The organism is Xanthomonas sp. DAR 34887, assembly GCF_041245805.1.
GTDB classification, from domain to species: Bacteria; Pseudomonadota; Gammaproteobacteria; order Xanthomonadales; family Xanthomonadaceae; genus Xanthomonas_A; species Xanthomonas_A tesorieronis.
The window spans coordinates 3,214,550-3,227,949 of record NZ_CP162490.1 but is presented as its reverse complement, the minus strand read 5'-3'; the positions used below and the strand labels follow the sequence as shown (position 1 = coordinate 3,227,949).

12 protein-coding genes are annotated in these 13,400 nt (G+C 69.6%); 8 read left to right on the top strand and 4 right to left on the bottom strand.

All coding sequences use genetic code 11. The features are described 5' to 3' along the window. Positions 1–152 precede the first annotated feature (152 nt). Together AB3X08_RS13615 and AB3X08_RS13610 are read left to right on the top strand one after the other, a co-directional pair. Positions 153–1,043 (top strand): phosphate/phosphite/phosphonate ABC transporter substrate-binding protein, encoded by an 891-nt coding sequence (locus AB3X08_RS13615; RefSeq protein ID WP_369938532.1) that lies wholly within the window; start codon positions 153–155, stop codon positions 1,041–1,043. Continuing rightward, positions 1,040–3,178 carry a putative bifunctional diguanylate cyclase/phosphodiesterase gene (locus tag AB3X08_RS13610; RefSeq protein ID WP_369933180.1) on the top strand — a complete coding sequence of 713 codons (2,139 nt, stop codon included), beginning with the start codon at positions 1,040–1,042 and terminating at the stop codon, positions 3,176–3,178. The genes AB3X08_RS13615 and AB3X08_RS13610 overlap by 4 nt, the downstream gene beginning before the upstream one ends. Positions 3,179–3,299: 121 nt before the next feature. Here the strand turns inward: AB3X08_RS13610 and AB3X08_RS13605 are convergent, their stop codons facing one another. Then, positions 3,300–4,328, bottom strand: a complete 1,029-nt coding sequence (locus AB3X08_RS13605; RefSeq protein WP_369933179.1) for a glycoside hydrolase family 43 protein — start codon at positions 4,326–4,328, stop codon at positions 3,300–3,302. Positions 4,329–4,548: 220 nt separating this feature from the next. After that, positions 4,549–5,580, bottom strand: a complete 1,032-nt coding sequence (gene epmB / locus AB3X08_RS13600; protein WP_369933178.1) for an EF-P beta-lysylation protein EpmB — start codon at positions 5,578–5,580, stop codon at positions 4,549–4,551. A gap of 101 nt (positions 5,581–5,681) precedes the next feature. Here epmB and efp point away from each other — a divergent pair, with 101 nt between their 5' ends. The 6 genes from efp (at position 5,682) to AB3X08_RS13570 (ending at position 10,707) form a co-directional block, all read left to right on the top strand. Next, on the top strand, positions 5,682–6,248 hold the full coding sequence (gene efp, locus AB3X08_RS13595; protein WP_179563921.1) for an elongation factor P: 567 nt from the start codon (positions 5,682–5,684) through the stop codon (positions 6,246–6,248). Between the two features lie 168 nt (positions 6,249–6,416). Further along, on the top strand, positions 6,417–7,064 hold the full coding sequence (locus AB3X08_RS13590; RefSeq protein WP_369933177.1) for a TMEM175 family protein: 648 nt from the start codon (positions 6,417–6,419) through the stop codon (positions 7,062–7,064). A 25-nt stretch (positions 7,065–7,089) separates the two neighbouring features. Continuing rightward, positions 7,090–8,424, top strand: coding sequence for a TRZ/ATZ family hydrolase (locus tag AB3X08_RS13585; RefSeq protein ID WP_369933176.1), 1,335 nt, complete (start codon positions 7,090–7,092; stop codon positions 8,422–8,424). A gap of 52 nt (positions 8,425–8,476) precedes the next feature. Next, positions 8,477–9,196 (top strand): bifunctional 2-polyprenyl-6-hydroxyphenol methylase/3-demethylubiquinol 3-O-methyltransferase UbiG, encoded by a 720-nt coding sequence (gene ubiG, locus AB3X08_RS13580; RefSeq protein WP_369933174.1) that lies wholly within the window; start codon positions 8,477–8,479, stop codon positions 9,194–9,196. 49 nt (positions 9,197–9,245) lie between these two features. Further along, complete coding sequence (locus AB3X08_RS13575; protein WP_369933173.1) at positions 9,246–9,983, top strand: phosphoglycolate phosphatase; 738 nt, start codon at positions 9,246–9,248, stop codon at positions 9,981–9,983. 22 nt (positions 9,984–10,005) lie between these two features. Further along, positions 10,006–10,707: a phytoene/squalene synthase family protein gene (locus AB3X08_RS13570; protein WP_369933172.1), complete on the top strand. Its 702-nt coding sequence runs from the start codon at positions 10,006–10,008 to the stop codon at positions 10,705–10,707. A gap of 135 nt (positions 10,708–10,842) precedes the next feature. Here the strand turns inward: AB3X08_RS13570 and AB3X08_RS13565 are convergent, their stop codons facing one another. Continuing rightward, complete coding sequence (locus AB3X08_RS13565) at positions 10,843–12,024, bottom strand: putative acyl-CoA thioester hydrolase (RefSeq protein ID WP_369933171.1); 1,182 nt, start codon at positions 12,022–12,024, stop codon at positions 10,843–10,845. A gap of 538 nt (positions 12,025–12,562) precedes the next feature. Further along, the gene (eutC, locus tag AB3X08_RS13560) at positions 12,563–13,390 is read right to left on the bottom strand and encodes an ethanolamine ammonia-lyase subunit EutC (RefSeq protein WP_369933170.1); all 828 of its coding nucleotides are present in this window, start codon (positions 13,388–13,390) and stop codon (positions 12,563–12,565) included. Between the last annotated feature and the right edge of the window lie 10 nt (positions 13,391–13,400).

The window sequence follows — 13,400 nt, the reverse complement described above, 5'->3', positions numbered from 1 at the left end:
TCTGTCCCTCTCCGCGCCGTGACCGTCCCCCAATCCCGAATCCCAAATCCCCAATCCCGGCTTCACCAGCTGTCGCCCGCTGACGCTTTCGGCTAGGCTTACAGCCTCTACATGGGGAATGTGGTTTGCAAAATTCGCGGTGGCGTTTCGTCATGGTGTGGCTGGCGCTGGCGATCTGCTGGCCTGGGCTGGCGCACGCGCGTCCGACGGTGCTGGTCCTGGGCCGCATCAGCGACAACCCCAAGGCCCACTACGAGCAGCTGAAGCCGTTGCTGGACTACGTGGTGCCGCGCATGCGCGACGTCGGCATCACCTCCGGGCAGATCCTGATGGCCCGCGACACCCAGCAGATGAGCAGCTACCTGCGCCGCGGCCGCGTCGACTGGGTCACCGAGACCGCGGCCACCGCGATGGCGCTGCAGCAGCGCGGCGGGGTGCGGCCGCTGCTGCTGACCGAGCGCAACGGCGTGCGCGACTACCACACCGTATTCTTCGTGCGCCGCGACGGGCCGGTGCACACCCTGGCCGACCTGCAGGGCCGCACCCTGGCGTTGCAGAGCACCTTGTCCACCAGCGCCTACCTGGTGCCGATGATGACGCTGTTCGAGCACGATCTGCATCCGGAGATCCTGCTCTCGCCGAAGGACCGGGCCTCGGCGAACACGGTCGGCTACGTGTTCGCGCGCTCCGAGCTCAACATCGCCTCCTATGTGCACAAGCATCTGGTGGATGCCGGCGCGCTGAGCAACCTGGACTGGGACGACGACCGCCGCGTTCCGCCCGCGTTCCGCCGCGATTTCAGGGTGATCTACCGCAGCGAGCCATTCCCGCGCGCGGTGGAGATGGTGCGCAGCGACCTGGCCTCGCCGGTGGAGGCGCGTCTGCGCGAGGTGTTGCTGGAAGCCGCCGGCGACCCGCAGGGCAGCGCCGCGCTGCACAAGTTCTTCGGCACCTCCGGCTTCTATCCGGTCGACCGCACCTCGCAGAAGCGGCTGGACCAGCTGCGCGCCGGCGTTGCGCGGGTCAAGCTGGAAGTGGAATGAAGAGACTGCGTTTCGGACTGCAGGCCAGGTTCCTGCTGGCGATGGGCGTGGCCGCGTTGCTGATCATGGCGATCCTGGCGTTGATGCTGGAGCGGCAGGCGGCGATGCAGAACGAGGTGCGCACGCTCAGCGGCAACGTCATCCATGGCCTGTTCGACCGCAGCATGCGCACCCGCGGCGAAACCCTGGCGCGGCAGCTGTCCGATTCGCTCGCCAATCCGGTGTACTACTCGGACCTGGACGCGATCGGCACCCAGGTGCGCGCGGCGCTGGGCTACGTGGCGGTGGCCTACGTGCTGGTGTACGACGCCGACGGCCGCCTGATCCACGACGGCAGCGACGATCTGCCCGCCTATGGCCAGCGCATGCGCGGCCCGATGGCCGATGCGGCGATCAAGGCCAACGGCCTGCTGGCGCAGGAGTCCGACGAGATCCTGGACGTGTCGATGCCGATCATGATCGGCGACCAGCGCGTGGGCGGGGTGCGCGTGGGCATGTCCTGGACGCGGGCGCTGGTCTACGAGCGCAAGGCCGGCGAGAACCTGGACGAACGCCTGGACGCGCTGGGCAAACGCCATCTGGGCTGGCTGTTGCTGCTGCTGGCGGCGTTGGGGCTGACCGCGGTGATGGTGGCGATCTACGTGCAGCGCACCTTGGTGGCGCCGGTACGCTGGCTGGCCGCGGCCGCGCGCCAGATCGAGGCCGGCGACTACGTGGTGGAGCGGCGCGACAGCGGCCGCCACGACGAGGTCAGCGAACTGCTGCGCGCGTTCGGGCGCATGAGCGAGGCGATCGCGCGCCACGACCGCGACGTGCGCCACATGGCCTATACCGACGCCCTGACCGGGCTGACCAACCGGCTCGCGTTCCGCGAAGCGCTGGATCACCGCATGCTGTCGGCGCGCGCCTCGCAACGGCGCCTGGCGCTGCTGTTCGCCGACATCGACGACTTCAAGCGGATCAACGACACCCTCGGCCACGAAGCCGGCGACGAGGCGCTGCTGCAGTTCGCGCGGCGCATCCAGCTGGCGGTGGATCAACTCGGCGGGCACGACGCGCTGCTGGCGCGCTTCGGCGGCGACGAGTTCGTGATCCTGGTCGAGGACGAACATGTGGTGCAGGTCGCCACCGGCCTGGCCGAGCGCCTGGTGCAGGAACTGCGCGAGCCGCTGCGGATCCAGGACCGCGAGGTGTTCATGGGCACCTCGATCGGCATCACCGTCTATCCCGGCGATGCCGAGGACGCTTCGGCGTTGCTGAAGAACGGCGACATCGCGATGTACCAGGCCAAGCTGGCCGGCAAGAACTGCCACCGTTTCTACAGCCGCGCGATGGACTATGCGGTGGAGCGGCGCGTGCACATGGAGCACGAGTTGCGCGGCGCCTGGGAGCGCGACGAGCTGAAGCTGGCGTACCAGCCGATCTTCCGCACCCTGGACCGGCGCATGGTCGGCGTGGAAGTGCTGCTGCGCTGGCAGCATCCGGCGCTGGGCACGATCTCGCCCACGGTGTTCATCGACGTGGCCGAGCAGAGCGGACTGATCGAGAGCATCGGTCCCAAGGTGCTGCGCGCGGCCTGCATGGAGGCCACGCACTGGCAGCGCTTCGACGGCAGCCGCGACCTGTTCGTGTCGGTCAACGTGTCGCCGCGGCAGCTGCGCAGCGGCGACCTGCCGGAAATCGTCGCCGACTGCCTGCGCGAATCCGGGCTGCCGGCGGCGCAACTGCACCTGGAGCTGACCGAGACCGCGGTGATCGGCGACGAGCTGCAGGCCGCGAGCATGCTGGCGCGGCTGCACCGCACCGGGGTCAAGGTGTGGCTGGACGATTTCGGCACCGGCTTCTCCGGGCTGAGCCACCTGCGCCAGGTGCCGGTGGACGGGGTCAAGATCGACAAGAGCTTCGTCGCCGACCTGCAGCGCGACCCCGACGATCTGGCCCTGACCACCGCGATCATCGCGATGGCACATTCGCTGGGCATCACCGTGGTCGCCGAGGGCATCGAACAGGAGGTGCAGTTCGAACTGCTGCGCGAGCGCGGTTGCGAACTGGGACAGGGCTTCTGGCTCAGCCATCCGCTCAGCGCCGCCGAGTTCCGGCAGCTGCTGGCCAACGAGGGCGTGCCGCGCGGCTAGGCGCGGTGCCGAGCCGGGACGATCGCGCTTGTGTTGTCGTTGTAGGAGCGGCTTCAGCCACGACAGAGTCTGTCGCGGCTGAAGCCGCTCCTACAGAAAAACGCAGTGCACGGCTGCGGCCTCAGTGGGCTGTATCGGGAATCGACACCCCGGCCTCGCTCTGCCGCACCGGTTGCATGCTGCCGTCCGGGTTGTAATGCAGGTACTCCACGGTCACCGCACGCCGGCCGATGGCGCCGTTCAAGTCGCCGATCGCCAGGGTCGCGTTGTGCAGGAACAGGTACCAGTGCTGCTTGAACTCGACGATGCCCGGATGGATGGTGAAGCTGTACTTGCCCGAGCCGGTCAGTTCGCCGCGATACGTCCATGGCCCGGTGATGGCGGGCGCGGTCGCATAGGACACGTGCTCGTCGCGCTGGGTGGCCCGGTCCAGCGAGGCATAGGTCAGGTAATACAGGTCGCCGCGCTTGTGCAGCCACGGGCCTTCCTCGAAATGCGGCGCGGTGATCTCGCGGATCGGGCCGTCCAGTTCGATCATGTTGGGCTTGAGCTTGGCCAGGTAGCACTGGCGGTTGCCCCAGGCGATCCAGGTGGTGCCGTCGTCGTCGGTCAGCACCGTGGGGTCGATGTCTTCCCAGCTGTGCGTGCCCTTCGGGGTCATCTCATTGGTGATCAGCGCCGAGCCGCGCGCGTCCACGAACGGACCGGTCGGCGAGTCCGCCACCGCGACCGCGATCGCCTTGCCCGGATGGGTGGCGTCGTGCTCCACCGCCGCGTAGAAATAGAACTTGCCGTTCTTTTCTATCGCCTGGGATGCCCATGCATCCTGCTTGGCCCACCTGAAATCCTTGACGTTCATGATCGGGGGATGGGCGGTCCAGGTCTTCATGTCCTTGGTCGAATACACCAGCCACTCGCGCATGGTGAACATTTCGTCGCGCTGCGCCTCGTCGTGGCCGACGTACAGGTACAGCGTGTCGCCGACCACCAGCGGTGCGGGGTCGGCGGTGAACGTGTCGCGGACGATCGGATTGGAGCCGGCGGCCGCTGGCGGCTCCGCCGCGACAGTCGCGGTTGCGGCCGCCGCAAGCAGCGCCACGAGTCCGAAACGGCAGTGCCGGCGGCGCCAGGTCCTAATCAAGACACGCATCGAGGTCTCCTTTTGGTAGCGCTAGCATTGGGCTGCAGACTAACTGAAGAGCTGGGATTGGGGATTGGGGATTGGGGATTGGGGATTCGGAAAAGCGAAAGCCGGGGCGCCCGCTATTCGCCGGCGCTTCGCCAGAGATGCCATTTGCGCCCTTTCAGGGTATCGCGCACTGGGGTCCGCCTTTCCGAATCCCCAATCCCCAATCCCCAATCCCAGCTCTTCAGAGCGGACGCTTGCCCGTGTCGCCAGGCAGTTCGCGCACCAGCTTGGGCACCAGATACCCGGACAGCCGCGCGGCCAGGGCCTGGTGCAGCGCGCGCGCGGTGGCGTCGTCCACTTCGAAATGGGCCACGCCTTCGACCTTGTCCAATTGGTGCAGGTAGTACGGCAGTACGCCGGCGGCGAAGCTGCGCTCGCTCAGCGCGGCCAGCGCGTCGACGCTGTCGTTGACCCCGCGCAGCAGCACCGCCTGGTTCAGCAGCTGCGCGCCGGTGTCGCGCAGCTGCGCCAGCGCGGTGTCTACGCTCGCGTCGAACTCGTTGGCATGGTTGGCGTGAATCACGAACGCCACCGGCCACGGCAGCGTGCGCAGCCAGGCCAGCAGCGGCGCGTCGACGCGCTCGGGCAGCACCACCGGCAGGCGGCTATGGATGCGCAGGCGCTTGAGGTGGGGGATGGCTGCCAGCGCCTCGGTCAGCTCGACCAGCTTGGAGGTGGCCAGCGACAGCGGATCGCCGCCGGACAGGATCACCTCGTCGATGTCCGGATCGGCGGCGATCGCCGCCACCGCCTCGCGCCAGCCGTCGCGCGCCGCGGTTTCCTCGGCATACGGGAAGTGGCGGCGGAAGCAGTAGCGGCAGTGCACCGCGCAGCTGCCGGTGGCGACCAGCAGCGCGCGGCCGCGGTATTTCTGGATCACCCCGTCAGCCTTCTTGGCCGCCGCGTCGCCGACCGCGTCCAGCGCGAAACCGGGCACCCGGCGCAGTTCGGCATCGATCGGCAGCACCTGGCGCAGCAGCGGATCGTGCGGGTCGCCATGGCGCATGCGCGCGACGAAACCGCGCGGCACGCGCATCGCGAACTGCGTCGCAGCCTGTTCGGAGACGCCGAGCGCCTGCGGCTCCAGTCCCAGCAGCGCCAGCAACTCGCGCGGATCGCGTACCGCATCGCGCCACAGCTGCTGCCAGCGCGGCGGTGCCAGGACGGCGGGGGACGGGGACGGCTGCATCGGGCGTGGGGCTGCGGTTATCATATGCGGTCATAAAACGAGTGCCCGCCGGTTGCGGCGGGGCTTTCCATTCTATCCGGCCGGCCGCCGAACGCGGCGGGTTTGCCTTACCCGAGGAGTTTCAGATGGCCAGCTACGGCATGAACGACGTCAAGACCGGGATGAAGATCCTGGTCAACAATGAACCCGCGATCATCACCGAGACCGAATACGTGAAGCCGGGCAAGGGCCAGGCCTTCACCCGCATCAAGTACCGTTTCATCAAGTCCGGGCGCGTGGTCGAAATGACCATGAAGGCGACCGACAGCGTGGAAGCGGCCGATGTGGTCGACACCAACATGCAGTACCTGTACACCGACGGCGAATACTGGCACTTCATGCAGCAGGAAACCTTCGAGCAGGTGCAGGCGGACAAGGTCGGCGTCGGCGACGCCGCCAAGTGGATCAAGGGCGAGGAGGATTGCGTGGTGACGCTGTGGAACGGCACCCCGATCCAGGTCACCCCGCCGAACTTCGTCGAACTGAAGATCGTCGAGACCGATCCGGGCGTGCGCGGCGACACCTCCGGTGGCGGCGGCAAGCCGGCCACGCTGGAAACCGGCGCGGTGGTGCGCGTTCCGCTGTTCGTCGGCCAGGACGAAATCATCAAGGTCGATACCCGCTCGGGCGAGTACTTCTCGCGCGTCAAGTAAGCCGACGGCGCGCGGCCGGGCGGCACGTGGCCGCCCGCCGGCAGCGGACAGCGGCTGCGCTGGACGGCAGCCGGCCGCATGCGTTCGCCGCCTGCGGCCGCCACGCCTAACAATGCCGAATCGCCGTGCGGCGATCGCGGCCGATCCGTTCCAGGAATTCCCGCGACCATGAGCCACGCCGACAGCGCCGATGCCAAGTACCCGCACGACCGGGTCGTGTTCTTCAGCGATGCGGTGTTCGCCATCGCCATCACCCTGCTGGCGGTGGAGATCAAGGTGCCGGGGCATGCCGAGGTCGAGGCCGCCGGCGGGATCCTGGCCGCGCTGCACCGGATGCTGCCGCTGTTCATCGGGTTCGCGGTCAGCTTCCTGGTCACCGCGCTGTTCTGGAAGGCGCACCTGCAGTTGTGCCGGCATATCCGCCAGTTCGACGACCGGCTGATCTGGCTCAACGTGCTGCAACTGCTGCTGATCGGCCTGCTGCCGTTTTCCACTGCGCTGTATTCGGATTACTTCGGCAGCCACGAGGCGTTCTCGGTGTACTGCGCGCATCTGGCCGCGATCGGCCTGGCCGGTTATTGGTTGCATGCCTATGCGGTGCGCAAGGAAGGCCTGGCGCAGCGGCTGGGCCGGCTGCAGGCGCAGGCGATGAAGCTGCGCGCGGCGGTCTCGCCGGTGGTGTTCGCGCTGTGCATCCCGGTGGGCATGGTGGCGCCGTGGCTGGGCCGCTTCGGCTTTCTTGCGGTCTTCCTGCTGCAGTGGCTGGTGATGCGCGTGTACCAGCGGCGCATCCTTCGGGCAGCCGCGGCGACTTGATCCTTCCCTTTCCAGAGCATTTGCGATGACCTCCATCCCCGAATCCTGCGACCTGCTGATCGAAGCCGGCTACGTGGTCCCGATCGAGCCGCATGCGGTGGTGCTGGAAGACCACGCGGTGGCGGTGCGCGGCAGCGAGATCGTCGCGGTGCTGCCGACCGCGCAGGCGCGCGCACGCTTCACCGCCGCGCGCACCGTGTCGCGCCCGGACGCGGCGCTGCTGCCGGGCCTGGTCAACGCGCACACCCACAACCCGATGACGCTGTTGCGCGGCATCGCCGACGACCTGCCGCTGATGGTGTGGCTGCAGCAGCACATCTGGCCGGTGGAGACCGCGGTGATCGGCCCGGAATTCGTCGCCGACGGCACCGCGCTGGCGATCGCGGAGATGCTGCGCGGCGGCACCACCTGCGCCAACGAGAACTACTTCTTCTCCGACGTGCAGGCCGCGGTATACAAGCAGCACGGTTTCCGCGCGCGCGTGGGCACGGTGATCATCGATTTTCCGACGGCCTGGGCCAAGACCTCCGACGAATACTTCGAACGCGCCTGCGAGGTGCACGACCAGTGGCGCGACGATCCGCTGATCGGCATCGCCTTCGCCCCGCATGCGCCGTACACGGTCAACGACGCCAACTTCGAGCGGGTGCGGATGCTGTCCGATCAGCTCGACGTGCCGGTGCACCTGCACACCCACGAGACCGCGCAGGAAATCGCCGACTCGCTCAAGCAGTACGGCCAGCGCCCGCTGGCGCGGCTGGACCGGCTGGGCCTGGTCAACGACCGCCTGATCGCGGTGCACATGACCCAGCTCACCGACGCGGAGATCCACCTGTGCGCCGAGCGCGGGGTCAGCGTGGTGCATTGCCCCGAATCCAACCTCAAGCTCGCCTCCGGCTTCTGCCCGGCCTGCGCGTTGCAACGCGCGGGCGTGAACCTGGCGATCGGCACCGACGGCTGCGCCAGCAACAACGACCTGGACATGTTCAGCGAGAACCGCACCGCGGCGATCCTGGCCAAGGCGGTGGCCAACGACGCCACCGCGCTGGACGCGGCGACCACGCTGCGCGCGGCCACGCTGGGCGGCGCGCGCGCGCTGGGCTTCGGCGAGAAGATCGGTTCGATCGAGGTCGGCAAGCAGGCCGACCTGATCTGCGTGGACCTGTCGGCGCTGGAGACCCAGCCGCTGCACAACGTACTGTCGCAGCTGGTCTACGCGGCCGGCCGGCAGCAGGTCAGCGACGTGTGGATCGCCGGCCAGCGCAAGCTCGAACAGCGCGTGCTGGTGGACATGGACGTGGACGCGCTGGTCGCCAATGCGCGCGAATGGCGCGAACGCATCCGCAGCGTGCACGCCTGATCCGCTCCACTGCCGTGCCGCGATCCGCGCGCGGCCCAACCGAGATGCCGCCATGACCGCTTCCGCTTCCACTCCTTCCGCCAATTTCGATCAGGCCGAACTGGACAAGTTCGGCGCGCTGGCCACCCGCTGGTGGGACGCAGACGGCCCGCAGAAGCCGCTGCATGCGCTGAACCCGGTGCGCCTGCGCTATGTCGCCGAGCGGCTGCCGCTGCGCGGCGCCAGCGTGCTCGACGTGGGCTGCGGCGGCGGCTTGCTGAGCGAGGCGCTGGCCAAGGAGGGGGCGCAGGTCACCGCGATCGACCTGTCGCCGGAACTGATCAAGGTGGCGCGACTGCACCAGTTCGAATCCGGGGTGGAGGTCGACTACCGCGTGCAGTCGGTCGAGGACCTGGCCGCCGAGCGCCCGGGCAGCTTCGATGCGATCACCTGCATGGAGATGCTCGAGCACGTGCCCGATCCGTCGGCGATCGTGCGCGCCTGCGCGACCCTGCTCAAGCCCGGCGGGCAGCTGTTCCTGTCCACGCTCAACCGCACCCCGGCCGCGTTCGCGCTGGCCATCGTTGGCGCCGAGTACGTGGCGCGGCTGTTGCCCACCGGCACCCACCGCTACCAGGATTTCATCAAGCCGGCCGAGCTGGCGGCGTGGCTGCGCCAGGCCGAACTGCAGCTGCACGACGTCAGCGGCATGCTGTACGAGCCGTGGCGCAATCGCGCGCGGCTGTCCACGCGCACCGATGTCAACTACCTGGCGTGTGCGGTGAAGCCGTGATTCGGGATTTGGGATTCGGGATTGGCGACAGCATGCGCGCGTGCGCGTGATGCCTTCCGATTTCCACAGTCAGGATCGCGATGCACAGCCGCCGCAGCCTGGCTCGGTGCGGAATTTCCCGCGCGCGGTGCTGTTCGATCTGGATGGCACGTTGCTGGACAGCGCGCCGGACCTGCTGGCCGCGGCCAATGCGCTGCTGGCCGAGCGCGGGCGCGATGCGCTGACCCTGGAACAGCTGCGTCCGGTGGTGTCCAAGGGGTCGCGGGCGATGCTGGGCGTCGCTTTTCCCGAACTGCCGGCCGCCGCGCGCGATGCATTGATTCCCGAGTTCCTGCGCCGCTACGAAACGCTGATCGGCCGGCATTCGCAGCCGTTCGACGGCATCGCGGGGTTGCTGCAGCGGCTGGAGGATGCCGGCTGCGTGTGGGGCATCGTCACCAACAAGCCCGAATACCTGGCGCAGCTGATCCTGCCGCAGCTGGGTTGGGAACGGCGTTGCGCGGTGCTGATCGGCGGCGATACGTTGCCCGAGCGCAAGCCGCATCCGCTGCCGCTGCAGGTCGCCGCGCAGCGCATCGACGTGCCGCCAGGGCAGATCGCCTACGTCGGCGACGACGAACGCGACATCCTCGCCGCGCGCGCCGCCGGCATGGCCTCGGTGGCGGCGCTGTGGGGTTATCGTTTGGACGACGACGATCCGCTGGCCTGGCGCGCCGACGCGATGGTGTCGGCGCCGGCCGACCTGTTCGATGCCGGCGCCTGGCCCGGCCCGCCGCAGACCCCTTGAACTTCCTTCATCGCGTGATCGCATGAGCAGTACCTCCGCCCTGGATGCCTTCCTCGACAAATGGCGCAGCCGCTGGCCGGAATGGACGGTGGCCGAACCCTTCGTGCCGGCGGCGCAGCGCACGCGCGCGGTGGCCTGGTTCGCGCTGCTGCAGGAATTCGACGACATCCTCAACATCGCCGGCGATCCGTTGCCGGCCGACGCCAAGCTGGCGTGGTGGGGCGAGGAATTGCGCAGCTGGGCCGGGCAGCGTTCGCGGCATCCGCTGGGGCGGGTGCTGGAGCCGATCGCCGCGCCCTGGGCGCAGCTGGCCGAGGCCTTGCCGGGGCTGCTCGCCTCGCGTGCGGCCGCGGCCGATCCGGCGCATGCCTACGAGCGCCTGGAAGCGTTCGCGCTGGCCGCGGCGCAGGTCGAATGCGCGGTGTTCGAGGCGCAGCGCGATGCGGCGGCAGCGCTGGCCACGCAGGTGCTGGCGCAGCGGCTGGCCGACGCCGGCATCGCCGCGGTGCCGCTGTCGCTGCGCGGCGGCGACGCGGCGCAGGCCACGCAGCGCTGGGCGCAGGCCTTGCTGCAGCGCTGGCCGCGGCGCGTGGACGGGCCGCGGCCGCGGCGCATCGTGTCGGCGCTGGCGCGTGCGCGGATCGCGCAGCAGGCGCGCGCCACGCGCAAGCCGCCGAGCCAGATGGCCACGCTGTGGCGCGCCTGGTGGGCCGGCCTGGGCTGAGCGCCGGGGCCACTGCGCAGCGCAGCGCCGCGCGCGCCCGGGCCTTGTCGCACCCGGGCGCGCACCTGCTGTCGCGTACGCGTACGCGTGCCGCGCCCGCCGGCTGCGGCAGCGGCGCGTGCCTGACGGCTCGCCTCAATCGGCGCTGCCGGCACCGCTGTTGGCGTATTCGTAGAAGCGGTTGGCCGATTGCGTGCAGCCGCTGCTGCAATACGGGCGGCCGATGGTGGACGCGTTCCATGGCGCGCTCTTGCGGATGTGCGCTCCCAGGCTGGACTCGCGGATCACCACCTTGCCGTTGGGCGAGCTGCCGTTGACGTAGTTGGACAGGCTGCCGACGCTCTCGTCCCAGGCGCGGCCCAGGGACACCGTGTTCGCCGCCGGTCCGCCGACCGCGTCGAAGCTGCTGGCCACGGCCAGGAAGCCGTAGCCGCTGCCGGGCCGGGTGCTGGGCGCGAAGATCACCCCGCCATTGCCGGCGCCGCGGCGCGCGGCGGTGTAGCGGATGGTGCTGCCGGAGAACACGGCCACGCCCGAGCCGAAGATGAAGTCGGTGTCGCCCTCGATGCTGCCGCCCTTGAAGAACGCACGGATCACCGTGTTGGCGCTGCCGGCGCTGACCAGCAGGGTGTCCTGGTTGCCGGTGAGCGCCACGTTCTCCAGTACCGCCTTGTCGCCGCGCAGCGCCAGCGCCACCGCCGATTGGTTGCTGCCGGCATAGGTGTCCTCGACGTAGCTGTTGACGATCGCCAGGTTGCGCGCCTGGAACTGCGCCGCGCGCACGGTGACGGTGCCGCTGTCGGAGGTGCCGACGGTGGTGCTGGACGCGTTGCTGGCGCAGGGGTGGGTGGCGCTGCCGCTGGGTTTCGGCGTCGGGTTGGCGTTGCCGAAGCTGATGGTGGTGGCGGCCGGCGCGCTGCCCAGGCCGAACAGGGTGATCGGCGGCGCCGCTGCGGGCACGCAGACCAGTTCCTTGTAGGTGCCGGGCTTGACGCTGATGTAGCGCCGCATCGTGCCGCCCGCCGCGACCGCGGCATCGACCGCGGCCTGCACGCTGCGGTAGCGGGTGGAGCCGTCGGCGGCGACCGCGTAGTCGGCCGTGAGCAGGGCGACGCCGGCGCTGGGGTTCCAGTTGTCGGTGGTCAGCGCGCCGATGGTGCCGGCCTGGGCCAGGTGCTTGGCGACGGTCTGGTTGGCCGCCTCCGCGCTGGTCAGTTGCGGCCTGGAGGCGGTACCGGTCAGCGCCCAGGCGGTGGCGATGGCGCCGCCGGCCAGGGCGAGGGTGGCGGGAATCTGGAACCAGCGCGATGCGGTCATGGCGGTGTGCTCTCGGTTTGGGATGGGACCTGCTGCGCCTGAGTGCGGCGTCGCCAATACCGGATTGATACCGGTGTCATTCGACGGCCGCAGCGAGGCGATCGGCGGCCATGGCGTGGCCGGCGCGAATGCTAGGCGCGCGACGGGGCGCTGCCGTTCGATGCCGCAGCCAAATGCCGGTTGTGGCGGAGCGATCACGGTTTGCCGGCGCGGCGCGGGTCATTCCCTGTCGTGTCGGCGAGGTTTGTGGGATAGGTTGCCGCACCTGGCCGGAACCGCATTCCAGGTCAGCTGGAGGCATCGCGATCACCTCGCGCAGGCTGCTGCGTTGCGCCACGGCGCTGCGCGATGCGTGATGGTTCGGGGCTTTTTCGGCGGATGGCCTCGACGCTGCCGGCGCTTGTGGGTGCGCGTTATCGAAGCGGGGCCGCGTGCGGCGCCGGCGCTTGCCCAGGCCGCCGGTGGCGAGCACCGACGCGCTGGAGCTGATGCTGCCCGCCGCGCGGCCGGGCAGGGCAGGTTCATCCTCTGACGCCGCTCACTCCGGAATCAGGAAATTGCCCAGCGGCTTGCGCGGCGGCGCGTCTTCGGCGGACAGCGCCGGCGTGTCCGCCTGGTCCTTGAGTTGCACGCCGGACAGCTGTCGCCGGCACGCTTCGCGCATCAGATAGGCCAGCTTGTGCGTCGCCTGCGCATAGCTCAGGCCGGCTTCGCGCACATTGGAGATGCAGTTGCGGCAGGCGTCGTTGAGGCCCACGCGCGGCGCGTAGGTGAAGTACAGGCCGAGGCTGTCCGGCGAGCTGAGGCCGGGGCGCTCGCCGATCAGCACCACGCTCATGCGTGCGCGCAGGAGTTCGCCGATCTCGTCGCCGATCGCCACGCGCCCCTGTTCGACCAGCGCCACCGGCGCCAGGGTCCAGCCTTCGGCCGCGGCCAGCGCGTCGATGCGTTCCAGCATCGGCGTGGCGTGGCGATGCACCGCCAGCGCCGACAGGCCGTCGGCCACCACCACGGCCAGGTCGTAGCTGCGGCGTTGCATGGCGATCAGGCCGCGCAGGTCGCCGGCCGCGTCCTCGCTGAGCCGGCGGCCCAGGTCGGGCCGCTGCAGGTAGACGTGGCGGTCGGCCGCGGCGCTGCGCAGTGCGACGTGTTCGCGGCCGCGCGCGTCCAGCGCCGCGGCCAGCGGCACCGGATCGAAGCGCAGGTGCACCGCGTCGCGCGCCTGCGCATGCGCGAACTGGAAGTCCAGTTGCGCCGCGGTCGGCAGGCTGGTGCCGGTGCGGCCCAGGGCGATGCGCGCCGGGGTCAGCCGGCGCAGCGCGGCCCAGGGATCGGCGCGGGAAGGACGTTCGCTGTCGTCGTGCATGCGCGGCCCG